This is a genomic window from Carnobacterium pleistocenium FTR1, assembly GCF_000744285.1.
Classification (GTDB): domain Bacteria; phylum Bacillota; class Bacilli; order Lactobacillales; family Carnobacteriaceae; genus Carnobacterium_B; species Carnobacterium_B pleistocenium.
Genome location: NZ_JQLQ01000002.1, coordinates 260,196 through 285,190 on the forward strand (window position 1 = coordinate 260,196; position 24,995 = coordinate 285,190).

At 36.5% G+C, this 24,995-nt stretch carries 22 protein-coding genes; 17 read left to right on the forward strand and 5 right to left on the reverse strand.

Annotated elements, in window-relative coordinates; translation table 11 throughout:
• The first annotated feature begins 212 nt into the window (after window positions 1–212).
• From BP17_RS01430 to BP17_RS01445, 4 genes are read left to right on the forward strand one after another with little or no spacing between them, the layout of a single operon-like run.
• On the forward strand, window positions 213–1,028 hold the full coding sequence (locus BP17_RS01430; protein WP_035051122.1) for a shikimate dehydrogenase family protein: 816 nt from the start codon (window positions 213–215) through the stop codon (window positions 1,026–1,028).
• Complete coding sequence (locus BP17_RS01435; RefSeq protein ID WP_035051123.1) at window positions 1,025–1,546, forward strand: shikimate kinase; 522 nt, start codon at window positions 1,025–1,027, stop codon at window positions 1,544–1,546. The genes BP17_RS01430 and BP17_RS01435 overlap by 4 nt, the downstream gene beginning before the upstream one ends.
• A gap of 1 nt (window position 1,547) precedes the next feature.
• Window positions 1,548–1,997 (forward strand): type II 3-dehydroquinate dehydratase, encoded by a 450-nt coding sequence (gene aroQ, locus BP17_RS01440; protein ID WP_035051124.1) that lies wholly within the window; start codon window positions 1,548–1,550, stop codon window positions 1,995–1,997.
• Window positions 1,994–2,830, forward strand: coding sequence for a prephenate dehydrogenase (locus tag BP17_RS01445; protein WP_035051126.1), 837 nt, complete (start codon window positions 1,994–1,996; stop codon window positions 2,828–2,830). Before aroQ ends, BP17_RS01445 begins: the two co-directional genes overlap by 4 nt.
• Before the next feature lie 432 nt (window positions 2,831–3,262).
• Here BP17_RS01445 and BP17_RS01450 read toward each other — a convergent pair whose 3' ends face one another.
• Complete coding sequence (locus BP17_RS01450; protein ID WP_035051127.1) at window positions 3,263–4,711, reverse strand: FAD/NAD(P)-binding protein; 1,449 nt, start codon at window positions 4,709–4,711, stop codon at window positions 3,263–3,265.
• Window positions 4,712–5,136: 425 nt separating this feature from the next.
• Here BP17_RS01450 and BP17_RS01455 point away from each other — a divergent pair, with 425 nt between their 5' ends.
• From BP17_RS01455 to BP17_RS01470, 4 genes are all read left to right on the forward strand, one after another.
• Complete coding sequence (locus tag BP17_RS01455; RefSeq protein ID WP_035051128.1) at window positions 5,137–5,358, forward strand: PLDc N-terminal domain-containing protein; 222 nt, start codon at window positions 5,137–5,139, stop codon at window positions 5,356–5,358.
• A complete protein-coding gene (locus BP17_RS01460) occupies window positions 5,342–6,244 on the forward strand; it encodes an ABC transporter ATP-binding protein (protein ID WP_035051129.1) in 903 nt (300 codons plus the stop codon). The genes BP17_RS01455 and BP17_RS01460 overlap by 17 nt, the downstream gene beginning before the upstream one ends.
• A complete protein-coding gene (locus tag BP17_RS01465; RefSeq protein ID WP_035051130.1) occupies window positions 6,241–7,002 on the forward strand; it encodes an ABC transporter permease subunit in 762 nt (253 codons plus the stop codon). Before BP17_RS01460 ends, BP17_RS01465 begins: the two co-directional genes overlap by 4 nt.
• A 544-nt stretch (window positions 7,003–7,546) precedes the next feature.
• Window positions 7,547–8,704, forward strand: a complete 1,158-nt coding sequence (locus tag BP17_RS01470) for a bactofilin family protein (protein ID WP_035051131.1) — start codon at window positions 7,547–7,549, stop codon at window positions 8,702–8,704.
• Between the two features lie 614 nt (window positions 8,705–9,318).
• Here BP17_RS01470 and deoD read toward each other — a convergent pair.
• Both deoD and BP17_RS01480 read right to left on the reverse strand, forming a co-directional pair.
• The gene (gene deoD / locus BP17_RS01475; RefSeq protein ID WP_035051132.1) at window positions 9,319–10,023 is read right to left on the reverse strand and encodes a purine-nucleoside phosphorylase; all 705 of its coding nucleotides are present in this window, start codon (window positions 10,021–10,023) and stop codon (window positions 9,319–9,321) included.
• A gap of 169 nt (window positions 10,024–10,192) precedes the next feature.
• Window positions 10,193–10,852, reverse strand: a complete 660-nt coding sequence (locus BP17_RS01480; protein ID WP_034546600.1) for a Crp/Fnr family transcriptional regulator — start codon at window positions 10,850–10,852, stop codon at window positions 10,193–10,195.
• A gap of 65 nt (window positions 10,853–10,917) precedes the next feature.
• Here BP17_RS01480 and deoB point away from each other — a divergent pair, with 65 nt between their 5' ends.
• From deoB to BP17_RS01510, 6 genes are read left to right on the forward strand one after another with little or no spacing between them, the layout of a single operon-like run.
• Window positions 10,918–12,090 (forward strand): phosphopentomutase, encoded by a 1,173-nt coding sequence (gene deoB / locus BP17_RS01485; RefSeq protein WP_035051133.1) that lies wholly within the window; start codon window positions 10,918–10,920, stop codon window positions 12,088–12,090.
• Between the two features lie 33 nt (window positions 12,091–12,123).
• Window positions 12,124–13,149, forward strand: coding sequence for a BMP family lipoprotein (locus BP17_RS01490; protein ID WP_051910406.1), 1,026 nt, complete (start codon window positions 12,124–12,126; stop codon window positions 13,147–13,149).
• A 14-nt stretch (window positions 13,150–13,163) separates the two neighbouring features.
• Complete coding sequence (locus BP17_RS01495; protein ID WP_035051134.1) at window positions 13,164–14,696, forward strand: ABC transporter ATP-binding protein; 1,533 nt, start codon at window positions 13,164–13,166, stop codon at window positions 14,694–14,696.
• 4 nt (window positions 14,697–14,700) lie between these two features.
• Window positions 14,701–15,771, forward strand: coding sequence for an ABC transporter permease (locus BP17_RS01500; RefSeq protein WP_035054988.1), 1,071 nt, complete (start codon window positions 14,701–14,703; stop codon window positions 15,769–15,771).
• A 1-nt stretch (window position 15,772) separates the two neighbouring features.
• A complete protein-coding gene (locus tag BP17_RS01505) occupies window positions 15,773–16,720 on the forward strand; it encodes an ABC transporter permease (RefSeq protein WP_035051135.1) in 948 nt (315 codons plus the stop codon).
• Entirely contained in the window at window positions 16,720–18,012 is a 1,293-nt protein-coding gene (locus BP17_RS01510; protein WP_035051136.1) for an NCS2 family permease, read from the forward strand. Before BP17_RS01505 ends, BP17_RS01510 begins: the two co-directional genes overlap by 1 nt.
• A 295-nt stretch (window positions 18,013–18,307) precedes the next feature.
• Here BP17_RS01510 and BP17_RS01515 read toward each other — a convergent pair whose 3' ends face one another.
• Entirely contained in the window at window positions 18,308–19,654 is a 1,347-nt protein-coding gene (locus BP17_RS01515) for an FAD-dependent oxidoreductase (protein ID WP_035051137.1), read from the reverse strand.
• Between the two features lie 130 nt (window positions 19,655–19,784).
• Window positions 19,785–20,702, reverse strand: coding sequence for a LysR family transcriptional regulator (locus BP17_RS01520; RefSeq protein ID WP_035051138.1), 918 nt, complete (start codon window positions 20,700–20,702; stop codon window positions 19,785–19,787).
• A 308-nt stretch (window positions 20,703–21,010) separates the two neighbouring features.
• Here BP17_RS01520 and BP17_RS01525 point away from each other — a divergent pair, with 308 nt between their 5' ends.
• The 3 genes from BP17_RS01525 (at window position 21,011) to BP17_RS01535 (ending at window position 24,914) form a co-directional block, all read left to right on the forward strand.
• Window positions 21,011–21,946 carry a nitronate monooxygenase gene (locus BP17_RS01525; protein WP_035051139.1) on the forward strand — a complete coding sequence of 312 codons (936 nt, stop codon included), beginning with the start codon at window positions 21,011–21,013 and terminating at the stop codon, window positions 21,944–21,946.
• Between the two features lie 150 nt (window positions 21,947–22,096).
• Window positions 22,097–23,686 (forward strand): acyl CoA:acetate/3-ketoacid CoA transferase, encoded by a 1,590-nt coding sequence (locus tag BP17_RS01530; RefSeq protein ID WP_035051140.1) that lies wholly within the window; start codon window positions 22,097–22,099, stop codon window positions 23,684–23,686.
• Complete coding sequence (locus tag BP17_RS01535; protein ID WP_035051141.1) at window positions 23,679–24,914, forward strand: L-lactate MFS transporter; 1,236 nt, start codon at window positions 23,679–23,681, stop codon at window positions 24,912–24,914. Before BP17_RS01530 ends, BP17_RS01535 begins: the two co-directional genes overlap by 8 nt.
• Window positions 24,915–24,995 lie beyond the last annotated feature (81 nt).

The window sequence follows — 24,995 nt, forward strand, 5'->3', positions numbered from 1 at the left end:
AACTGTGAGTCCAATACTAGCAATTAAAAAAATCATTGTCAACAACAAAATGAAAAGATGTTTTGAAAAATAATTATAAAAGTGTGCGGAACAACTGGCTGCAAACGATTTAAAGTCATTTTGAATAATTGTTCGTTAATTATTTTTATTGAACTTTAGGTTTTTTTTGTCTATACTTCAACACATTATCAAAAGATGGGAAGAGGTGCTTTATGAACGTTTACGGATTATTCGGAGAATCACTTGTGCATAGCTACTCACCAAGCCTTCATAAATTGATTTATCAAAAAATAGGATTGGAGGCTGCATATCAGCTTTTTGCGTTTCCACCAACACAATTAAAGCAAGCAATGGACGGCATTAGGACGTTATCGATTAATGGAGTCAATGTCACGATGCCTTACAAAGAAGCCTCAATATCTTATTTAGACGAAATTGATTTATTTGCCCAAAAATTGGGTGCGGTAAATACGATTGAAAATGTAAATGGAAAATTGATTGGACACAATACAGATTATGATGGCTTTGGTTTGATTTTGACTCGTAGGGGATGGGAGATAAGAGGGAAAATTGCAGTTATTTTAGGATCTGGCGGCTCCTCAAAAATGGTTGAAGCCTACTTGATGGATCATGGAATCAAACGACTCTATATTGTTTCCCGAAATCCCGAGCGGTTTAAAAACACATCAAAAAAGAAGTATACCAATTATGAAGAGGTGCAATCTTTAACAGGAGATTTTCTGATCAATACGTCACCTGTTGGGATGTATCCCAATAATAAAGCAACTCCTTTAAATGAAAAAACAATTAAGAGATTTGATCGTTTGATTGATTTGATTTATAACCCTAGTGAGACAACTTTTTTAAGATTGGGACGGGAGAATAGCAAACAAACGGCCAATGGCCTGGATATGTTGGTGGGTCAAGCGGTTCGAGCAGTAGAAATTTGGGAGAACTGTTCGATTGATGAAAAAGTTACAGAAGAGCTGATTACTGAGTGGAAAAACCAACAGGGTGAGAGCTTATGAAAACAAATATTGTATTGATTGGTATGACTGGAAGCGGGAAGAGCACTATTGGAGAAAAACTCAGTCAACAACTAGAGATGCCATTTAAAGACATCGATTTGTTTATTGAACAAACGACTAAGCAGTCTATTCCGGAACTGTTTGAAGTGAGCGAAGCTCACTTTAGAGCACTTGAGACGCTTGCTTGTAAAAAAATAGCAGCAACAGAAAATCACACGGTCATTTCGTGTGGTGGTGGAGTCGTTCTTGATCAGGAAAATATTCAGGCATTAAGAAAAACAGGCTGGATCGTATTCATTGATCGGCCGATTGAACACATTGTTAAGGATATCGAGATTGGGCATCGGCCATTATTAAAACAAGGTAAAAATAGACTATACCAATTACACGAACAACGGTTTGAAATGTACAAATCATCAGCTGATTTCAGAGTGGAGAATCGATTCGCCTTAGAAGAGGTTATCCTTGAAATCAAGAACAGCCTTCCAGAAACTATTGTGCAAAAAAGGAGAAGATAGCATGAAAATCGTGATTATTAATGGACCAAATTTAAACTTTTTAGGTACCCGTGAACCTGATATTTATGGCAGACAGACGTTAGATGAGATCGAAAATAGGATTCAGGAATATGCTGAAAGGCAAGAAGTAGCTTGTTCCTTTTTTCAAAGCAATTCTGAAGGGGAATTGATCGACCGGATCCAACAAGCACATATGGATAAGGCAGATGGAATCATTCTCAATCCTGCTGCATATACTCATTACAGCTATGCTATTCACGATGCAGTGAAGTCAGTAAATGTGCCAACGGTTGAAGTGCATTTAAGTGCGATCCATGCTCGTGAGTCTTTCCGTAAAGAGTCTGTAGTAGCACCGGCTTGTGTTGGGCAAATATCAGGTTTTGGGGCAGTAGGTTACTTATTGGCTATTCAAGCCTTGAAAGAAGTCAGAAATAAAGGTGAAGAACAATGAACATAGCAATTGTTGGGTTAGGAGTTATTGGAGGTTCATTTGCTAAAGGCTTTAAGGCGGCTGGATACACCAATATTTACGGCATAGATGTCAATGAAGCAACCTTAGAAATAGCTGTAAATCAAGGGATGATCAAAGAGGGTTTTGTAGAGGCTAAAGATATTTTGCACGACATGGATATTATTATGATTTCTCTTTACCCGAATCAAATAGCGCCTTTTATTGAGCAGTACAAAAACTACTTGAAAGAGGGGGCCATTCTAACAGATGTGACGGGTGTTAAAACAACTATTATTGAAAAAGTACTTAATGTTCTTCCTTCAACAGTCGACTTTGTATTTGCTCATCCGATGCGTGGCAGTGAAAAAAAGGGAATCATTGGAGCAGACCATACACGATTTATAGGAGCGAATGCTTTGATTACCCCTATTCCAATAAATAAAGAAGCCTCTTTACAACTCATTGAAAAACTTTATAAAGAGGTTGGATTTAATCAAGTGACGCGCGTTTCTCCCGGAAAACATGATGATCAAATCGCATATGTCAGTCAATTGATGCATGTTTTGTCTGTATCCGTTGTAAACAGTCAACAAGCCTCAAAAGAAACGTTGACGTTTGCTGGAAATAGTTTCCAAGAACTTACAAGGATTGCCGATATCAATGCTGAATTATGGAGCGAACTCTTTTTAAACAATCGAATAGCTTTATTAGCGTCGATTGAACAATTCGAAACTGAACTCAATGCTATGAAGCGTACACTAGCAGATAGTGATGAAGTTGAATTAAAGAACATCTTTAAAAAAGCTACCAGGAAAAGAAGAGAATGGTATTGAGTAAAGAATCCTCTTTGTTATATCTGCTTTTTGGAGCACGTTCTAGAATAATCATTTAGATATAGGAGAGGGGGCTGGGGATTTTCTCCCAGTCCCCTCTTTAATTGAAAATAGCAACCTCTTTAGATACAAAAAAGTTCATTTGTCTATCTACGAATGTCGGACTCATGGGTTGTCAGAATAGACTGCTCATTTTTAATGCTTAAAGGTTACGGAAAGAACCTAATCACTTTTGGGAACGATTGATAAAGAGCCCTTGTTTTTGATGCGACTACACATCAACATTCGATATAGAAGAAAGATTGTCATCATTGTTAAGCATTAAACTTAGATTAAGATTTAATTTACTTTCCTGGATATCTTGTTCCGGCAGTTGAAAAGTAGTAAGATCTTTTTTTTATATCAAATATGCGACCATACATTCAACTGACTTTATTTATCTTTGAGCTGTTGTACGATGTCTCGGACGGCGGGTCGAGCACTTTCAGATACAATATTCACTGAATTATTTCCAAATTGGATCCCAGAAATCAATTCACCATGAACTTTTAGGGTATGAAGGATACCATACTTTTGGCTGACAGCACTTAAACTAGGCAAGCTAATTTGAACACCGCCAAATGTTTCGGGTTGAAGAAGACGTTCATTGACTAATTGGCTAACGAGCGGCATCCGACCCATTTTGAATGAAATGTTTTTTTCTGTACCTGCAGCATTGATAAGATAGTCTGCGTGCTGTGATTTTTGGTCTTTTAGAATAAATTCAAATGATTGTTCGTTTTCAACAATATCTATTATGTTATCAAATACGCTGATTTTATTTTCTTCCCAAGCAGTTACCAACTCCTTGCCAGTAGCAGCAGGGAACGAACTGCGTAGTTTATCCCATTTTTCGTAGTACTTGTCAAAGAAAACTTGTTTATCTGATTCGCAAAGAGCCATCCATATTTCTGCTAGAAATGGACTCATATCGTGAAGCAGATTTTGGATTGCTCCAATCTCTGTGGCATCGCGTAATTCTTCTTTGAGCATATCTTTAGAACCTAGCTGATCATTTTTCCAATGGTTTTTTAATGATAATTGTTGATAGTCTACTTCATTTTTGAACCATTCGATATACGTTTCTAATGGAATGAAACCATTGTTTTTTTCTTTAGCGTTCTTGATGTTCTCTGCTGTAAAAAACCGATAGTCGATTGCCTTAGATTTGCCTCGGATGGATTTAAATCTTCCAGATGGAGAAAAGAACGATACCTTTAAATCAGGTCGGTTATAATAAGTGTATCGAAAAATATCGATACCAGTTAGACCAGTACCCACTACACCGACTGTTGCTCCATGAGGAATAATGGATAGTTTTTTTTCGACGGGAAAAGGATTAACAATGAAGTTAGGATGGTTGATCAGTTGATAGTAATCTTTGTAAGCCAGACCGCCGATACAAAGATGGACTGCATCGAAATCTTTTACACTGGAAGACGAAGTCAATCTGAGTTGGTTATTTGGCAGCATCTGAACCATCTCAACTTTTTCCTTTATGATTTCTGCTTTTGATTCTAAAAGCCAATCGTTCATTCGATCGGTTAAGTAAGCGCCAAATAATTGACGGGGATAATGGTTTGCTGTTGTATTTTCTTGATTTTGCTGTTTCTGTGCCCATTCTTCAAAATCATTCTTGTTTTCTGGAATGATAGTAATCGTTTCTGAAGGTTGGTTCATGAGTAAAACTTCGTTATCTTTTTGATAAGGTGTACCAGTTCCAAAAGTATTTTCGTCTCCAAAGACCGTTAATTCTATTGAAGAATCGCTTTCTTTTTCTTTTGTCCATTCTCTTAGTACACTAATACCGGCAACGCCCATTCCAATAATAGCAATTTTCATATTTTTTCTCCTTAGTATTCACTTATTAGTTATATAAAATAGAGAGCTTTATAAGCAATCTAAGCAATTCAGTCTACCAAAAAAGAGCGCAAAAAGACAGCGGAGGAGCGAATTTTTTTGGAACGTTTCAGTATCCAAGCATTTTTGTCCCTTAGTTTATTAATCTATTTGAGAATCGCTTAACAGCTTATTGAATCAACTGTTTTTTAACTATATAATAGGGTGCATAGAGAACATGACCGGACGTTACAATTAGGAATGTTCTTATTTATTGTGAGAGCGAGAATAACGCTAAGGAACAGAGCTCGTGTTAGCTCGTTAGTGCCGATTGTCTAAGGCTTCTGTTTCCAAATGACGATAAAAGTTGTAGAAGAAAGAATATAAAAGTTACTTAAATAGTTATTTTTAGGAATGGTGGAATATCAATGAATACAAACATAGATTTACTGATCGAGTACTTACCCTTTATTGCTCCACTTATTTTGTTGCAGATAGGTCTTGCTATTTTCTCAGCCGTTCATGTCGTTCGTCATCCTAATTATAGATTTGGAAATCGGATGATGTGGTTGCTAATAGTCCTTCTTATTCAGTGGATTGGCCCGCTAGTCTATTTTGTTTTTGGAAGAGGCGATGAACATGATCGTTGAGATCAAAGGAGTCTCTAAAAAAATTAGCGACCAAGAAGTGCTGAGAGACATCAATTTATCTATTCCGGAGCATTCTATTTTTGGTTTTATTGGAGCAAATGGTGCTGGAAAAACGACGCTCATGAAATGTATGGTAGGCTTGCTGCCCACTAGCGCTGGAACTATTACTATTGCAAATGAGCCGGTTATTTTTGGAGGAACCAAATCGAATGAGCAGGTCGGCTATTTGCCTGATGTTCCTGAATTTTATCCTTTTTATAATGCAAGAGGATACTTGGAGTTATGTGCAGTGATCACAGGTCTTCCCAAAAATGAATGGCAATCTCGAATTAATGAACTGTTAGATTTAGTTGGTTTGGAAGATACTAGTGCGTTGATAGGTTCGTATTCAAGAGGAATGAAACAGCGTTTAGGGATTGCACAAGCGTTGCTTAACCGTCCTAAATTACTTATTTGCGATGAACCGACTTCAGCCTTGGATCCTGTAGGACGCTCAAAGATCCTTTCTATATTAGAAGAAGTCAAGCAAGAGACGACTGTCTTTTTTTCTACCCATATTCTTTCAGATGCGGAACAGATTTGCGACTCCGTTGCTATGTTGCATGAGGGAACGATTATTTTTCAAGACCAATTGCAGACATTACAACAGAAATTCGATGATTACTTTGTATACACCTTTACTGTAGCTGCAAGTGAAGCCCAGAAGTGCTTAATTAAACTCCCATTTCTTATGGAAGTGAAGGACAACCAATTGTTAGTTCGACTGCAAAATAATCAAGAGAAATTAGTGATGATGCGGGAAATTGTTGCGCAAGGACTCATTCTCCAATCTCTTCACCCACAAAGCCGCCAGTTAGAACAACTTGTACTGGAAGTGTTATCATGAATCAATGGAGCGGTTTTTTAAAAAAAGAGTGGATTGAAAGTATAAAGTCATATAAGCTCTTGCTTATCATCACTTGTTTTTCATTTCTAGGTATTCTTAATCCTTTTACCGCTAAGATAACTCCTGTTCTGTTCGAGAAGTTTCTTCCTGAAATAATGATTTCTTTACCTGAACCTAGTGCGCTGGATTCGTGGATGCAGTTTCATAAGAATGTTCCACAAACAGGGATGATATTCTTTATTCTTTTATTTAGTACAATTGTATCTAAAGAATTGGAAAAAGGAACTTTAACGATGCTTTTGACGAAGGGTCTATCGCGTACTACCGTGATCACTACTAAGTTCTTTATAATAAGTGGGTACTGGATTGGTGCTATTTCATTATCTTTTCTGATCACTTATGGCTATACAGCCTATTATTGGGATCAAGGAACTGTCTATCACACGGTTTTCGCTGCTTTTGGTCTTTTGTTGGTCGGACTGCTCCTTCTTTCGATCACACTGTGGGGCAATACATTTTTTGCTAACTCATCTGGAGGAGTTATTGCAGCCCTACTTGCATTTGGAGCATTATCTTTAGCTGCAATCATTCCGACAGCTATCAAATGGAATCCGATAGCATTGCTAACCGAAGCTTCTAATTTATTAACAAATATGACAGAACCTAAGGAATTATGGCTGCCTTGTCTTGTAGCTATTGGATCTACAGTGAGCTTTGTCTGTTGGACTGTACGCCATTTCAAAAAAAAACAGATCTAATGATATGGATTTAAAAATAGGGTACGAAAAAATCACTTCCAAATATAAATTTGGGGTGATTTTTTATATACTTATAATTTGACTGTCTAAATTAGCTTTATAAGTTCTACACTTTTTTTCTTTTTGATAATAATTTGACAGTTTGACAGATGGAAGAAAGATGTAGCCTCCTCAATTTGCAAGTCGCCTAAACAAATCTTTAGAGGGCTTCATAAGCTGATTCTGTTTATTTTCTCTTATAAGATCGATGTAGTATAATTGATTTGTAAGAGAAGAGCTGAAATGGACACAAAACAAGGGGTCTAAGTGGTACACTTCATGGCGGTTGACGCTATTTTGTCAGGATTATTTATAGTAGTTATTCCCACTTGGAGCTGGTCTAAAATAAACGGCAAATGATAAGGATACTAAAAGCAGGGAAAATTTAACAGGACTCTCGTGAGCAGTTGATAATTGGTTTGTTGTCTTTTGGGATAGGTAATGTGCACAGGATTATTTAACTTAACGATTCTTTCAAATTAGTTAAGGAAGAGGTGCTCTCATAATGAAGATTAAAGGGAATAAAAAACGCAACGCTCTGCTTCTATTGATTCTGCTTGTTGCTTTTATGTTGATTCCTTTTGTAAGCGTTCTAGCTGAAACGATTTCTGGTGATAACGTCATTGTAGAGTCAGATGAGACTTTAGAAAAAACTAGTTTTCTTTCAGGGTCAAATGTCCGTGTCGATGGAGATATAAATGCGACTACTTTTATAACAGCTGCTAACACCGAGGTTAACGGGACGATTGATGGAGATTTATTTGTTATAGGTCAAAACGCTACTATAAACGGCACAGTCAATGGGAGTGTATTTGTAGCAGGACAGAATATCACCGTAAACGGTGTTGTTGAAAATACTATTTATCTAGCTGGAGCCACCTTAAAAGTGGGATCTCAAACAAATGGGAGTGCTTTTCTAGCAGGACAAAATGTCTCCATTGAAAAAGCTGCAGTGATTGAGAAAGATGCTTTTGTGGGTGCATCTCAAGCCTATCAAAACGGTGTGATCAATGGTGATTTATCTAGCTCAAGCGAATCGCTATCTGTTGGCGGAAAAATTGGCGGAGATTTAGACTATAGTAGTCAAAATAAGGCTGTTTTTTCAGGGAATTCTGAAGTCGCAGGCGAAACAACTTGGAAAAAAATGGAACTTGAATCTTATAAAGATTCAAGAGCGATGTTCACTACCGCAATCTTGATGCAAGTTCTCTTTAGCATAGCAGCTTCTTTAGTCGTATGGCTGTTTGTCAGATGGATCAGACCGGATTTATGGACTAACTTAGCCGAACAAATAACGATTTCTCAACTTAAAGCACTTGGTTTTGGAGCGTTAGCTGTTGTAGTAGTTCCAATAGTTTCGTTGCTTTTGATGCTTACCATTATAGGAATACCTTTAGCTTTTATCTTATTAACGCTATACGGATTATCCCTTTATGTTTCAACGATCATTCTTGCCGTTTTTATAAGTCTTTGGTTCCAGAAAAAATTTAGCTGGTCCAATGTACAATCTTTTTGGGTGTTCTTACTAGGGCTGATCATTTTAAATGTTTTAGGGATCATACCATTTATTGGTTGGATCCTCGGTTTCATTACTGTGTCCTTTGGATTAGGATCGATTGTATTGTCGATACTAAACCGTAGAACTCAAATAAAAAGTATTTAAAAATAGATAATGATAACTAATGGTGGTAGAAAGAATCATTCTAAAAGTTTAGTTCTTTGAATTTGTTTCATAGCTAGATTTAGCAGCTATGTTCTGACCCCCGAAAGATAACGTTTTAATATAGTCTTACATCAAATGGTGAGAATACTTCAAAAAAATTTCTTCTGGAATAGACGGGTTTGCTTGTGGAGAGCCAAGGGAACGCCTGAAGCCTAAAAAAGTCTTCCGGCTTTCAAGCTTCAAACACACCGTAATCGCACTGAAGTGCTACCGTTGTGTAATTCTCATTGAATTCTCTACATGGCTACAAGCAACCCTATTCCTCCATAAATTTTGAGTAAGTAATGCCATTAGATTAAGTCTATCAACACTAAAAATTATAGGTCTTTTAATATTGAGCAGCTGATTGGCTGGCGTGGATGCGGTATTGAATTGGACTCACGCCCGTCAATTTTTGCTTTATATCGGAATCAATCAGACCAGACTACGCGAAAATTAGCTGTTATAAGAATACTTTAGACTGATTGACCCTGATACTGCCAAAAAAATAAAAACCGTTATAAGTGTCTTTTGAAAAAAGACTTTATAACGGTTTTTTTCTGTTGTTCATTGATTTATTTAATAGCGGCTTCTAATGCGACTTCAATCATTTCGCTGAAGCTTGTTTGACGTTCATCAGCTGATGTTTGTTCTCCAGTAATCAGGTGGTCACTAACAGTTAAGATACTAAGAGCACGCACATGGAATTTAGATGCTAGGTAATAAAGACCGGCTGTTTCCATATCTACACCTAATACATCAAGTTTTGTCATACTGTTCATTGTATCTTCAGTATCATTATAGAATGTGTCAGAAGAAAAGACGTTTCCAACATGAACGGTCATGTCTTTCTCAGTTCCGATATTGAAAGCGTTACTGATCAAACCATAATTACCAATTGGTGGGAAGTATATTGGCGCTAGGTCTTTAAAAATAAGGGAGGAGTCTGTCGCTGCAGCTTGAGCAATGATAACGTCACGAATATGTACGTCTTTTTGAATAGCTCCACACGTTCCAACACGTATCAATGTTTTAACACCGTAATCATTAATTAATTCATGAATATACAAGACTGCAGAAGGCATTCCCATTCCAGTACCTTGTACGGAAATTTTTTTACCTTTATAGGTTCCTGTATAACCAAGCATATTTCTAACAGTATTGTAGCAAACAGCATCTTCTAAAAATGTTTCAGCAATATATTTTGCACGAAGCGGATCCCCAGGTAATAAAACGATGTCAGCAATTTGACCTTCTTTTGCACTAATGTGAAAACTCATAAATAAATTCCTCCTCTTATGTGGTTAATACCTATAATAAAGGATAAAAACGATAAACGTTATGAAAGCGTTATCTAATAAGAAGTAATCATGTTCACACTAAAGCTGTTGGATAAGTCATCGAAAGAAAGCGCTTTCTATTATATTATAAAGACAAGCCGATAGAGCATTAATCAAAATTTGCATATGCTTGTAATTTATCCATATCAAGGACGGTTATCGTCTTTGGCTGTAATGAGAGAATATGTTCATCTTGTAAATCTTTAAAGGCTTTAGAAACGGATTCACGTGTTACACCAATCATACTAGCAATCGTGCTTTGGTTGATATTTTTTATCGTTAAATCATTGGGTTTTTCATTGTTCTCGATAAAATCAAGTAAAACACGACAAACGCGAGTGTGGACACTATAGAAAGTTAAATTTCTTATTTGTTTATTCAAAGTTTCAAAGCGTTGATGGTGGATCCGGAAAATATTTTCCAGAATTATTTTATTTTTATAGATTAAAGCAATAAAATCAGCCTGAGACAGATGATGAATTTCAGCATCTTCAGTGACTTCAACAGAAGATAGAGCTGGGCTTTTAGAAAAAAGTTCAACTTCTCCGATTACTTCATGTTTTCTAACAAAGTCAAGGATGATTTCTTTATCTTCATACGCTCTATAAATTTTTAAAGCACCGCTTTTAATAATATAGACTTGATCAATGGGATCCTCTTCAAAAATGAGGATATGATTCTTTTTATATTTTCTAGATGGGATGGAATTTAAGATAGTTTTGATCTGTTCATCTGAAAGACCATCAAACAATTTAATACCCTTGCTCATGTTTTCACCTCAATAAAATTTTAATAGCAATAAGATTGTACCACTAAATAGGGAGGAAAAGAAATATGAAAAGCAAACGGATTCATTTGATCGTGTTAGATTCAGTTGGAATTGGTGAAGCACCAGATGCGGCATCATTTAATGATACAGGTTCACATACACTAGGACACATCGCGGAATCAATGGAGTTAGCCTTACCAAACCTAGAAAAAATGGGTTTAGGAAATATTGCAGATTTGAAAGGGATCAATAAGGTAGCAGCAAGTGAAGCGTATTGGACAAAGTTAGCTGAAAAAAGTGTGGGTAAAGATACAATGACGGGTCATTGGGAAATTGCTGGTTTACAAATTGACACGCCATTCAGAGTTTTTCCAGAGGGATTCCCAGAGGAGTTGCTTGAAAAAATTACCGCATATTCAGGAAGAAAAATTATTGGAAATAAACCAGCATCTGGAACAGGTATTCTTGATGAATTAGGTGAAGAGCAAATGGAAACGGGAGCTTTGATTATTTATACATCAGCTGATCCAGTTCTTCAAATTGCAGCGCACGAAGAAATTATCCCTTTAGAAGAGTTATACGATATATGTGCGTATGTCCGTGAGATCACAAAAGAAGATCCTTATATGATTGGTCGGATCATCGCACGTCCTTATCTTGGAGAACCGGGTGCATTCAAACGTACAGCTAACCGGCACGATTACGCGCTAAGCCCATTTGGTTCTACAGTATTAGATAAACTTAAAGCTAACGGAAAAGATGTTATTGCAGTTGGTAAAATCAGCGATATTTTTAATGGACATGGCATTACTGAAGCAGTTCGGACAAAAAGCAACATGGATGGAGTAGATCAATTATTAAAAGTAATGGAAAAACCATTTGAAGGGTTGTCTTTTACTAATCTAGTCGATTTTGATGCTCTTTACGGACATCGCAGAGATACAAAAGGTTATGGCGAAGCATTGATGGATTTTGACAGGCGTCTACCAGAAATTCTAGCTAGACTTGAAGAAGGAGATTTGTTGCTGATAACAGCAGACCATGGAAATGATCCAACCGCTCCAGGAACAGATCATACACGCGAATATATTCCGTTGCTTGCTTATTCAAAACAATTTAAAAATGCAAAAGAGTTGAAAACAGCCAATTATTTTTCGGATATCGGTGCGACAATTGCTGCAAACTTTGATTTACCAGCATTAGAAAATGGCAAAAGCTTTTTAGCAGAACTAAATTAAAAGATAAAATAAAAAACTACAGGAGTGATAAAAATGAAAAAATCAACTATTAAAACTATTGGGTTCGCTTTATTATCAATGACAGTATTGGCAGCTTGTGGAAATGACAGTGCCAGTGAAGCTGGGGATGAAAGTGAAAAAACGGATTTCAAATTAGGCATGGTAACTGATTTGGGAAGTGTGAATGATAAGTCATTTAATCAAAGCGCATGGGAAGGGTTACAACAATTAGAAAAAGATAAAGGGTATGAAGTGAAATACTTAGAACCTAAAGCAGATTCAGAAGTTGAGCCAAGTTTACTTCAATTTGTTAATAGCCAAACAGATTTGACTTGGGCCACTGCAGCAACGTTAGCAGATGCTGTGACAACGATTGCTTCTAATAATCCAGATACAAAATTAGGTATTATCGATTCAGATATTGAAGGGATTGAAAATATTGTTTCGGTTTCATTTAAAGAAAACGAAGGTGCTTTTCTAGCAGGTGTTGTTGCAGCTAGTATGACTGAAACAGACAAAGTTGGCTTTGTTGGTGGAATGGAAATCCCAGTTATTCAACGTTTCCATGCAGGTTTTGAAGCAGGGGTCAAGGCTGTTAACCCAGAAGCAACAGTAGTTGTAAACTACGTCGGTGTCTTTAACCGTGTGGATATGGGTAAATCAGCTGCTTCTACAATGTACAACGATGGTGTAGATACTATCTTCCACGCTGCGGGCGGTACTGGAAATGGTGTCTTTAATGAAGCTCAAGAACGTTTTGATAATGGAGAAAAAGTTTGGGTGATCGGAGTTGATAAAGACCAATCACTAGAATTCGGCGATGATATTACACTAACTTCTATGATGAAAAATGTAGACAGAGCAGTATATGATATTTCTGAAAAAACAGCTGAAGGAAACTTCCCAGGTGGAGAAGTTGTTCGTTTAGGTTTAGCTGAAGATGGCGTAGGCTTAGCAACAACATCAGATAAAAATGTGCCAAAAGACATATTAGATCTTGTTGAAGATTACAAAACAAAAATTATTTCTGGAGATATTACAGTTCCTGAGAAACCATAAAGGAGAGTCATACGATGGAACAAAAACGAGTTGAAAAAGTATTAGAATTAAAACATATTACAAAAAGATTCGGTAATTTTGTTGCTAATGATGACGTTTCGTTGACTGTAAGACGTGGAGAGATCCACGCCTTGCTCGGCGAAAATGGTGCAGGGAAATCTACTTTAATGAATGTTGTTTTCGGTATGTACCAACCTGAAGAAGGCAGCATTTCAGTCTACGAAAATGAAACAAAAATTGAAAATCCAAACCATGCGATCCATTTAGGTATTGGAATGGTTCACCAACATTTCAAGTTGATTGAAAATTTTACGGTCACGGAAAATATCATTATTGGTATGGAGCCAAAAAACGGCATCCGCTTAAATATGAAGGCTGCTGTTAAAGAAGTTAGAAATATATCTGAAAAATATGGTTTGAAAGTAGACCCAAATAGTAAAATTGAGGATTTACCAGTCGGCATGCAACAGAAAGTTGAAATTTTGAAATGTTTATATCGTGGAGCAAATCTATTGATATTTGATGAGCCTACAGCTGTTTTGACCCCCGATGAGATCGGTGAGTTATTACAAGTAATGCAAACGTTGGTAGCAGAAGGTAAATCCATTATTTTGATTACGCATAAATTAAATGAAATCATGAAAGTAGCTAACAAATGTACTGTTATTCGTAAGGGGAAATACATTTCTACTGTCGATATAAAAAATTCAAATAAAGAAGAACTTGCGGAAATGATGATTGGTAAAAATATTTCGCGTGAGATTGATAAACAGGCATACGACCCTAAACAAAATGTATTAGAAATCAAAAATCTTACAATGTTAAGTCCGAGTAAAAAGAAACTATTAAATAACATTAATCTATCTGTTGCCGCTGGAGAAGTTGTAGGGATTGCTGGTGTTGATGGAAATGGTCAGATGGAATTAGCAGAGGCAATTGTTAAAATGCGTGATTTCCAAGAAGGGGACATATTAATTAACGGTGTCTCTCAAAAAGACAAGTCAACTCGTGAAATCTATGAATCTGGTGTGAGTTATGTACCAGCAGATAGACACAAACATGGATTAGTATTGGATAACGATATTGCAGAGAATTTAATTTTAATCGAATATTACAAAGAAAAGTATAATCAAGGGATCAAATTAAATAAAACATTGATGTACGAAGAAGCAAGGGCTGCTATGAAAAATTATGATGTTCGCGCTGAAAATGAACGAACGATTGTACGTGGTATGTCTGGTGGGAACCAACAGAAAGTCATTTTATCAAGAGAAATTGGCCGTGATCCAGAACTGCTTATCATTGTACAACCAACTCGTGGACTTGATATTGGCGCGATTGATTTTATCCATCGTCAAGTTATTCGCTTGCGGGATAAAGGTGTTGCGGTCTTACTTATTTCTTTTGAATTAGAAGAAATACTAACTTTATCAGATAGAATAGATATTATTTTTGATGGTCAAATAGTCGGACAAACAAAACCAAATGAAACAAATGATAGAGAATTAGGTCTAATGATGGCTGGTAAAGGATCGGGTGATGAATGAGACCATGGAAAAAATTAGACAAGACTTTAAGAATAGCCAAGCAACTATTCCACTGATCGCTGTTTTCATTGCGTTAGTTATTGGAGCAATCGTCATGCTGATTGGTGGATATGACCCAATAGCAGCCTATGAATCATTAGTTTTAAAGATTTTTGGTTCACCTTACGACATAGGTGAAACCGTCCGTGCTATTATTCCGCTTATTTTAAGTGGATTTGCAGTTGCGGTTGCTAGTAAAGCTGGTATTTTTAACATCGGGGTTGATGGACAGATCATTATGGGGGCAGTCAGCTCTCTCTTAGTAGGTACATTAATTGATTTACCTCCTGTTATACATGGCATAGTAGCTATTATAGTTGGTGTGATTGCTGGGGGTTTATGGGGGGTCTTGATCGCTAGTCTTAAGACTAAGTTCGGGATCAATGAGGTTATCAGTTCAATCATGTTGAACTATATTGCGTTGTATCTGAGTCATATGTTAATCAAAAGTTTTGCAGCACAAGAGGGAACAGCACGCTCATCTCTTATTAAAGAATCAGCTAGTGTCAGTTTTCCTTCATTAAATGATCTGTTCAGCGGTGTACGTATCCACTGGGGTTTCATAATTATCCCATTCGTTATTTTCGGATTTTATTATTTCTTTGAAAAAACGCGGTGGGGTTATGAAACTAAAACAGTTGGGTTAAATCCTGATGCCGCAAATTATTCCGGGATGAAAGTAAACGGAATCTTAATACGGACAATGTTTATCTCTGGCGCATTAGGTGGATTAATTGGCGCCTTGGATACATTAGGCGTTTACGGATATGTAGCGATCGTATCTTCTACAAGTGGCGTAGGATTTGATGGTGTGGCGGTTGCTTTATTAGGAGGCAACTCAACATTAGGGACGACCTTAGCAGGTATTTTGATTGGAGCATTAGATTATGGATCACAAGGAATGCAGTTTGGTGCAGGAGTACCAAGTGAAATTATTGGAATCGTTATTTCACTTATAATCTTCTTCGTTGCAGCTCCTGGAATTGTTAAAGCGTTGTTACCGAAAAAAAAGGCGCTTAAAAAGGAGGTAAAATAAGATGACAGCCAATATTATAAGTGGAAGTTTGATTTTTGCCGCAGCCTTATTATTTGGTGGCCTAGGCGGTATGTTGAGTGAGAGAGCTGGTGTTATCAACCTAGGAATAGAAGGATTCATGATCTCTGGAGCATTTTTTTCAGCGCTAGGTGCTTATTATGCTGAATCAGCTGGCATGGGAGGCTTAAGTCCTTTTATTGGTTTGTTGGCAGCTTTTATATTTACCACAATATTCTCAGGAATGCATGCTTTAGCAACCTTGAAATACAAAGCAAATCACGTTATTAGTGGGGTTGTTATTAATTTATTAGCAGCTAATGTTACTTTTTTCTTAGTTAAACTGCTATTCGATGGCTCAGCAGAAACACCTCGTTTGAAAAATATGTTTTTAAAAATTTCTATTCCAGTTCTATCAGATATCCCGATAATCGGTAAAGCACTGTTCAACTCGTATCCTACGACCTACATTGCTTTTGCAGCAGTACTTTTAATCGGATTTGTTTTCTTTAAGACTTCTTTAGGATTGCGACTAAGAGGTGTCGGAGAAAACCCTGGATCTATTGATACAGCTGGGATCAATGTGATGAAAATTAAGTTTTGGGCTGTTATGATGAGTGGTTCGATTGCTTCATTAGGGGGGGCGACGATTGTTTTAACGACAAACGGTAATTTCTCATTTAATACGATTGCTGGACAAGGATATATTGCGATCGCAGCTGTTATCTTAGGACGATGGAATCCATATGGTGTTTTAGCGGGTGCTTTGCTCTTTGGATTTGCTCAGTCAATCAAAGATCAAATTCAAATTTTAGATTTCGCTAGTTCTATCCCAACAGAAGTATTTTACATGTTGCCTTACCTAGTTACTTTATTGGCTCTTATCTTTACTGGTAGAAAAACTCGTGGACCAAAAGCTTTAGGAATCCATTATGATGCGAGTGTGAGGTAATGGCAACGGTGCAACAATTTTTTAAAGTAGAAGAAAGAGGCAGTACGTTACAAACAGAAGTAGAAGCTAGTGTTACTTCTTTTGTTTCGATCGTTTACATTGTGGCAGTTAATGCTCTTATTCTATCGCAAACAGGAATGAACTATAATTCCGTTATGATTGCAACTATCTTAACAACGGCTGTTAGTAATATCTTAATGGGCTTATATGCGAAGTCACCGTTAATTTTAGCTCCAGGCATGAGCGACAACGCATTTTTCGCTTATATCTTAGTAGGTGCTTTTGCTTTTACGTGGCAAGAAAGCTTGTCGATCGTTTTCATTGTGGGCATTATCTTTTTCTTATTGACGTATTTTAACATCACAGGTCAGCTTTTGCGTGCTATACCAGCTACAATGATTAAGGGAATGAGTGCAGGAGTCGGGTTTTTCTTGATTTTCCTTGGCTTAAAAAACAGTGAAATTATTGTCTCTTCGCCAGACACGATCGTGGCTTTGAATAATATTTTCCAACCGATTCCGTTGACGATGTTAGCTACATTATTAGTAGGACTGTTTTTGTTTGTTAAAAATGTTAGAGGAAATTTTTTGTTAACGATCGTATTCGGAGTGATCATTTCAATCTTTTTAGGAGTTACGGATATTAGCTCATTCTCTTATTCTCTGATTGATGCCCGGTCATTAGAACCCTTTATTTTTCAGTTTGATTTTTCTAGTGTCCTTTCTTTCAACTATTGGATCGCAGTCTTTTCATTACTGATTTTAGTTGTCTTTCAAAATCTAGGAACCCAAATTAGTTTTTTGAATTCTGAAGATCCAACAGTTTTGAAGAAAACATTAGAAGCAAATGGTTTATCTGTTATTATGGCAAGTGTTCTAGGGTGCAGCTCTACTTGTACAAGTGCAGAAGGTGCAACAGGAATAGCTGTAGGTGGAAAAAGTGGATTGACTTCATTTTTAGTAGGGATTTATTTTCTTTTCACCATCTTATTTATTCCTTTTATCGCACTCATTCCACTAGCGGTCATCTCTGCGCTGCTCGTGATTGTAGGTTCACTGCTAGTGGCAGGCAATTTGAAAGATATCGATTTTACTGATTTCACCGAATATTTCCCGGCAATTCTAATGGTCTTAATGATGGTTTTGACTTTTAATATTGCGGATGGAATCGGATGGGGATTCTCATTCCATACATTTCTTAAAGTAAGCACTGGAAAGCATAAAACTGTATCAAAAATGATGTATGTTTTAACTGGAGTGTTTATTATATACTTTGTATTGAAATTCATTTAACTGAAAATTTCACAAAAAGATAATCTTGTGTCCTTTTACTACAAAACAATCTGTCCACCTTTAAAAAAATTATTACTATTTTTTAATAGACTGGTTCTTACAATCAGGACAAGTATAAAGTTTATACTGTTTGCATTTGCGCTACGGGCTATATTTTATGAAAAGAATAATCCAGTCGATTGATTCTGATCCATACAAAAACACTCCTTACAAAGCACCTTAGAAATAGTTAGTCTTTCTAAGGTTTCCTTTGCAGGGAGTGTTTTAATTTTCACATTTTTTTAACGAACAAGAATTATAATTTTTCACCATCAAAATTACCGTCTAATGCTTTTTGAGCAAGGACATTTAGGTAATTCCAAGGACGGTTGAACCCTGGTTGGAAGAAGAAATCAGCAAACGCTAATTGCTCGAGTGTCCAGCCTGATGAAATAGCTACAGATAGAGCATTGATGGAAGCTGTAACGTCATAAGTTGACAACAATTGAGCACCAACAATACGATGACTTTCTTTTTCAAAATGGATTTTCATCATAACTTTTTCGTCATCAATAAAAGTTGGGCGAATATTTTCTACTACAAACGTGCTGTCTACTTCAGCGTCAATAGAATCTTGATCAATATCTTTAACCCCCGTAGAAGTTAATTTGTAATCAAAGAGTGTTAATCCAGAAGTACCAGAAACATAAGGCATTTTTACCTTTTTCTCTAAAATGTTTTTAGCTGCGATCACACCTTGACGACGAGCGTTAGATGCTAAGGCAATTAGTTTAGACCCATGGTTTGGCGCAAATGGAATTTTTGTAGCATCTCCCATTGCAAAAATATCTTTTTCAGACGTTTCTAAATAATCGTCAATAACGACCGTGCCGTCTGGCTTCAAGTCAACGATTCCTTGAAGCCATTTCGTATTTGGACGGACCCCAACAGCCATTATAACAGTGTCTGCTTCATATTCGCCTTGATCGGTGACCACTTTAGTAACGGTCCCGTTTTTGCCAATGATTTCTTTTACCATTTCACCCGTGCGAACAGTAAGTCCGTGTTGGTGCATGTTTTCATTTAAGGTATCAATAAATTCTTTATCGAGATAGGTATTTAGTACGCGATCTAAAGAATCAATAACTGTAGTCTCAATCCCAAATTTTGTAAAAGCCTCAGCTACTTCGATTCCAATGTACCCTCCACCGACAACAACCGTTTTTTTCGATTGGTCCATGCGCGCTTTAACTTTTCCAGCCCAGTTACGGCCACGTACATAATAGATATTGTCTAAGTCAGCACCAGGAATAGGAATTTCAATAGGCACTGCACCTGGAGAAAGAATCAATTTGTCATAGCTTTCTTGAGTCTCACCATCAGTTGTTTTTACAGTAATCATTTTAGCTTTTGGATCGATTCCAGTAACGTCACTATTCATATGGACGTTTATGTTTTGCTTGATATATGACTCTTCAGTTGCGTAATGCAAACTATCTAAAGAATCAGCCAATCCTTCTAAGTAACTTTGAATTCCACAAGATAAGAATGATGCGGTGTCACCGCGTTCATACAAATGTAACTCAGCATCTGGCTGTTCTTTTAACAATGTTTGAATGGCTTCATAACCAGCATGTGATGTTCCGACAACAATAATTTTCAAAAAAAGGCCCCCAATAAAGTTTTTTAGTACAAATGTACCTTAACACTTAAGTTGGTTTTTTTAAAACAATCTGCCTAAAGAGAATGTTAGAAAGTACAATCGCTTTTAGTGTTTACTTGTTAGATCCAACTTATGAATAATTTTTTAATTGAGTTTTTACGTGGTCAATAAACGTTAATTCTAAAGTTGACAAGGCCTTATTTTTTTTATAAGCAATAAAGTAACTAACACACATGATTTTAGGATCAATGTAAAAAACATTATAGTGATGGAAGGACTCGATTTCAGAAAGGGCGCTTTCTGGTAAAAATGTTAAGCCCATTCCTTTTCTGGCAAGAGCTGAAGCTGTAAAAATATTTTTGCTCTCTAGTACAATACTAGCTTTAATGCTAAGCTTTTTAAAAAACTCATTGGTTTGTCTGCGAATGCCTGATTCTTGATTTGTCAGGACATACTTTTCATTTTTTAAAATAGTTAAGGGATAAGGGAAAAGGGTTATTTTTTTCAAACCAGATTGATAAAGAGCACTTGTTTTTGGTACGATCACACACCAACGATCTTCAGTTAAGACAATAGCAGATAGGCTGTCATCTTTTTTAGGCATCAAACCTAAATAAAAATCTATTTTATTTTCTTGTATATCTTGTTCAGTTAGTTTAGGGCTTTGTTCTAAGATTTTAAATTCAATTTCAGAATAGTCTTTTTGAAATGAGGGTAAGATCATGGGTAGCAAAAAGGTTCCCATAAGAGATTGGACTCCTATTCTTATACGGCCCTTTCTTAGGTTGGTTATAAGAGACAATTCGTCTAACATATCATCGTATTGTACTTGAATAGACTTCATGTGTGAAAGATAGCGTTCACCTGAATAAGTTAATTCAATTGGATTGTGTGTTCTATCTACAAGAGAAGTCTTTAGCTCCTCTTCAATTTTAGTGATGTACTTGCTGAGGTAAGGTTGAGAAATATAGAGAGATTTAGCTGCTTGAGTAAAAGTCCCATCGGCTATCAGAGCTTCTAAATAACGAACAATCATATTATTATACATAGAATTAAATTCCTTTCTAATTAGTGAAAATTAACACTTTCACAATACATAATAAATAGGTTATTAATATTATAACAACTTATAACTTATTTGGAAAGAGTGGTTTTTTTTATTCGAAAGAATAATTGACGATTATCGATTTTGGATGCCGTTTTTAAAAGGAATAGTTAATTTATAAGTAGAGTTTTGAAAAATACAGAACCAAAAAGGAATAGGTTTATTAACAAAAGAGTAATTTCACAATATCTAAATTCTGTTTTATAATAAATAGATAAAGTTAATAGATTAACAAGAGAGAAGGAAAAATAATGTCAACGATATGTGAAATGTTAGGAATCGAATACCCTATTTTTCAAGGAGCTATGGCAAGAATTGCAACCCATAAAATAGCAGGAGCAGTTTCTGAAGCTGGTGGTTTAGGTATTTTGGGATCAGGCGGTTGGTCAGCAGATCAATTGCGTGAAGAAATCAGATTAACCAGAGAAATCACTAAAAAACCGTTTGCTGTTAATTTAATGTTGCAAATGCCAAATTGTGATGAATTGGCTCAGGTTATTTTGGATGAAAATATAAAAATTGTTACGACTGGTGCTGGATCTCCAAAAAAATATATTCCAGTATTTAAAGAAGCGGGCATAAAAGTGATTCCCGTTATCGCTTCTGTGAGACATGCTATTAAAATGCAAGCAGCAGGGGTAGATGCAGTTGTTGCAGAAGGTCAAGAAGCAGGGGGACACATCGGTCAAACGTCAACGATGTCTTTATTGCCACAAATTGTTGACGCAATAGACATACCTGTATTAGGTGCTGGCGGTGTAGGTGACGGACGTTCGCTTGCTGCAATTTACGCATTAGGCGCGCAAGGAATTCAAGTAGGAACATTATTCTTATCAGCAGAAGAATGTCCGATTCCAGATAGCTATAAACAACGTTTGATCAATTCTATTGATACAGATACTATTGTAACTGGTCGTAAAGCAAAAGACCCTGTTCGATCATTAAAAAATAGCATGTTGGAAAAATTTTACCAATTGGAAATGGAAAATGCTCCTCATGAAGAGTTGGAAAAATTAACGCTTGGTTCATTATCTAGAGCAGTTTACGACGGAGATATGGAAACAGGATCTGCAATGGCAGGCGAAATTGCGGGTATGATCAAAAATATACGTCCAGCTAAACAAATTATTGAAGAACTATTCAATGAAGCGGAAGAAAAAGCAGCTTCATTAAAAATTACGTATTAATAAAGTAATGAAGCAAGAATTGCAAGAAGGAATTTATGAATCATAATTGATAAATCTCTCGTCAGAAAAAATACTTAAATAAAAGAAAGAAGCATAATGCTTTTTTTTAAAAATACATGTTAATTAAATCACAAATAGGAGCTGACCATTATGACAAAAGTAATTACAGCAGCGGAAGCTGCAAAATTAATTAAAGACAATAGCACGGTAGCAGTAACGGGTTTTGGGATGTCATGTGTAAATGAAGAGATGTTGATAGCTATCGAAAATCGGTTTAAAGAGGAAGCACAACCAAAAAGTTTAACCGTTATGCATGCAAGTGCAGTTGGAGATCGTAGAACAAAAGGGATGAGCCACATGGCACATGAGGGATTAATCAAACGGTGGATTGGTGGAATCGTAAATGCTTCTCCTCAAATTAGCGATTTGATCATGGAAAATAAATGTGAAGCCTATAATTTACCTCAAGGAGTCATTGCGCAATTATACCGCGAAATAGCTGCCAAACGTCCTGGATTATTTACAAAAGTAGGTATGCGTACTTTTGTAGATCCTCGCTTAGAAGGAGGGAAGATATCGGACTGTACAACTGAGGAGTTAGTAGAATTAGTTGAAATTGCAGGAGATGAATGGTTATTTTATAAAAGCTTTCCTGTTGACGTTGGTTTAATCAGAGGGACCGTTGCAGACGAAAAAGGCAATCTTACATTAGAAAAAGAAGGTCTGCATATGGAAGTATTGCCTGTTGCTCAAGCCGCTAAAAACTCAGGAGGAATCGTGATTGCTCAAGTGGAATCACTAGCTGCTGCAGGCACATTGAATCCTAAAGATGTAAGAGTTCCAGGTATATTGGTTGACTATATTGTCGTTTCACAACCTGAAAATCATTTTCAAACAGAGAATACACAATACGAACCAGCTTTTTCAGGTCAAATAAAAGTTCCACTAGATTCTGTTGCTCCTTTAAAATTAAATGAACGAAAAATAATCGCTCGACGTGCGGCTGCTGAACTGGTGCCAGAAACCATTTTGAATCTAGGAGTAGGTATTCCTGTAAACGTAGCAACAGTAGCTGCAGAAGAAGGAGTTAGCGACCAGTTGAATTTAACAACAGAAGCCGGATCAGTCGGAGGTGTTCCTGCCGGACTAAAAGATTTTGGGCATGCTTATAATAGTGAGGCAATCGTTGATCATCATTCTCAATTTGATTTTTATGATGGTGGCGGCTTAGATTTATCCGTTTTAGGATTAGCTCAAACTGACCAATTTGGAAATGTGAATGTGTCAAAATTTAGTGGTCGGGTAGCAGGTTGTGGTGGGTTTATCAATATTTCTCAAGCCGCTAAAAAATTAGTTTTTGCAGGTACCTTCACAGCAGGTGGTTTAAAAGAAGAAGTGAAAGAGGGTAAATTAATAATAGTACAAGAAGGTCGCGTAAAGAAATTCTTGAAAAATGTCGAACAAATTACCTTTAGTGGACAATATGCATCAAGTACTGACCAAGAAGTTATATACGTAACGGAACGTGCGGTATTTGATTTACAAGATGGAATGTTGCGTTTAATTGAAATAGCACCAGGAATCGATTTAGAACAAGATATTTTAGCACAAATGGACTTCACTCCTTTAATTGCAAACAACTTAAAAGAAATGGATAAAACTATGTTTGAAGAAAAATGGGGCGGATTAAAAGATATTATCTTAGCTAATACAGAAAAGGAGCTATTACTTCATGTCTAAAGTACCAAATCGGTGGGTAGTCTTAGTTAGTTCAATGGGAATTTTAATGTGTACAGGTGCCATCTATGCATTTAGTGTTTTAGCAGGACCATTATCTGAAGCAAATGGTTGGACAATGGGAGAAGTAATGACAGCCTTTGCTATCAATGCGGCTTTAGGACCGATCCCTATGGTTCTTGGGGGGTTTTTAACTGATAAAGGTTGGTCTAAATGGAGCATTATGGTTGGAGTGGTATTATTTGGAGCTGGATTTGCTTTAACAGGTACAGCAACTAGTTTATTCCAATTGTATCTTTACTATGGTGTGTTGGCCGGATTCGGACAAGGATTTGCTTATTCTGGTTGTTTAAGCAATACCATTCGTTTTTTCCCTGACAAAAAAGGGTTGGCTTCTGGGTTGATCACTGCCGGAATGGGAGGCGCAGCTATCATAGCAGCTCCTATTGCTAATCAATTGATTCAAAGTAGAGGTGTAGGAACAGCGTTTGTTTGGATGGGAACAGCTTATATTCTGATTGGATTTATGTGTAGTTTGTTTATTAAAGTTGCACCAAAAGAAAGTATGCTAAGTAAGGCGGCAGTGAAAAAAAATACGGTCTTGCCATTGAAAAACAGCAGTAAAAACTGGAAAGAAATGATTCAATCGACCAATTTTTATCTGATTATCTTGATGTTTGCAACCGGAGCTTTTTCTGGTCTAATGATTGCCTCTAATGCAGCGGCTATTGGTCAATCTACCTTTGGTTTAACCGCAGCAACAGCCGCATTTTATGTCAGCCTTTATTCACTAAGCAATACATTAGGTCGGGTCGTCTGGGGAACTATCTCTGATAAACTAGGACAGTCTAATACTATTACTATTATATACAGTATCATTGCACTAATGTTTGTTGTTTTAATTCTCTTTCAAACGACTCTGGGATTTGCCATTGGGATTATTGGACTAGGATTATGCTTCGGTGGTGTTATGGGAGTATTTCCATCACTGGTCATGGATAACTTTGGACCTAAGTACCAAGGCGTCAACTATGGTATTGTGTTTATCGGATATTCAACGGCAGCCTTTGTTGCCCCAAAAGTATCTGCAGCTATTTCAGTTTCTAATAATGGTGACTATACTAAAGCCTTTTATGTAGCAATTGTTGTTGTCATCGTTGGTTTAGTGTTAAATACTCTTTATAAAAGGAAAACTGCTAGTGTCAGAATACCTCAAAAATTAGTTGATTGAAAAAGAGGTATAACTCAAAAATCTAAGAGTTTTATATAAGAAGAAAAAGTTATGAAATAATGGATAAAATTAAAGCTTTTT

Excerpts from the sequence above, each read along its gene's own strand:
- BP17_RS01460 (WP_035051129.1), top strand. The coding sequence starts at position 5,342 with ATGAACATGATCGTTGAGATCAAAGGAGTCTCTAAAAAAATTAGCGAC.
- BP17_RS01510 (WP_035051136.1), top strand. The coding sequence starts at position 16,720 with ATGGCAACGGTGCAACAATTTTTTAAAGTAGAAGAAAGAGGCAGTACG.
- BP17_RS01445 (WP_035051126.1), top strand. The coding sequence starts at position 1,994 with ATGAACATAGCAATTGTTGGGTTAGGAGTTATTGGAGGTTCATTTGCT.
- BP17_RS01470 (WP_035051131.1), top strand. The coding sequence starts at position 7,547 with ATGAAGATTAAAGGGAATAAAAAACGCAACGCTCTGCTTCTATTGATT.
- BP17_RS01430 (WP_035051122.1), top strand. The coding sequence starts at position 213 with ATGAACGTTTACGGATTATTCGGAGAATCACTTGTGCATAGCTACTCA.
- BP17_RS01455 (WP_035051128.1), top strand. The coding sequence starts at position 5,137 with ATGAATACAAACATAGATTTACTGATCGAGTACTTACCCTTTATTGCT.
- BP17_RS01505 (WP_035051135.1), top strand. The coding sequence starts at position 15,773 with ATGACAGCCAATATTATAAGTGGAAGTTTGATTTTTGCCGCAGCCTTA.
- deoD (WP_035051132.1), bottom strand. The coding sequence starts at position 10,023 with ATGAGTTTTCACATTAGTGCAAAAGAAGGTCAAATTGCTGACATCGTT.
- BP17_RS01520 (WP_035051138.1), bottom strand. The coding sequence starts at position 20,702 with ATGTATAATAATATGATTGTTCGTTATTTAGAAGCTCTGATAGCCGAT.
- BP17_RS01500 (WP_035054988.1), top strand. The coding sequence starts at position 14,701 with ATGGAAAAAATTAGACAAGACTTTAAGAATAGCCAAGCAACTATTCCA.
- BP17_RS01480 (WP_034546600.1), bottom strand. The coding sequence starts at position 10,852 with ATGAGCAAGGGTATTAAATTGTTTGATGGTCTTTCAGATGAACAGATC.
- BP17_RS01530 (WP_035051140.1), top strand. The coding sequence starts at position 22,097 with ATGACAAAAGTAATTACAGCAGCGGAAGCTGCAAAATTAATTAAAGAC.
- aroQ (WP_035051124.1), top strand. The coding sequence starts at position 1,548 with ATGAAAATCGTGATTATTAATGGACCAAATTTAAACTTTTTAGGTACC.
- deoB (WP_035051133.1), top strand. The coding sequence starts at position 10,918 with ATGAAAAGCAAACGGATTCATTTGATCGTGTTAGATTCAGTTGGAATT.
- BP17_RS01435 (WP_035051123.1), top strand. The coding sequence starts at position 1,025 with ATGAAAACAAATATTGTATTGATTGGTATGACTGGAAGCGGGAAGAGC.
- BP17_RS01495 (WP_035051134.1), top strand. The coding sequence starts at position 13,164 with ATGGAACAAAAACGAGTTGAAAAAGTATTAGAATTAAAACATATTACA.
- BP17_RS01535 (WP_035051141.1), top strand. The coding sequence starts at position 23,679 with ATGTCTAAAGTACCAAATCGGTGGGTAGTCTTAGTTAGTTCAATGGGA.
- BP17_RS01490 (WP_051910406.1), top strand. The coding sequence starts at position 12,124 with ATGAAAAAATCAACTATTAAAACTATTGGGTTCGCTTTATTATCAATG.
- BP17_RS01465 (WP_035051130.1), top strand. The coding sequence starts at position 6,241 with ATGAATCAATGGAGCGGTTTTTTAAAAAAAGAGTGGATTGAAAGTATA.
- BP17_RS01525 (WP_035051139.1), top strand. The coding sequence starts at position 21,011 with ATGTCAACGATATGTGAAATGTTAGGAATCGAATACCCTATTTTTCAA.
- BP17_RS01450 (WP_035051127.1), bottom strand. The coding sequence starts at position 4,711 with ATGAAAATTGCTATTATTGGAATGGGCGTTGCCGGTATTAGTGTACTA.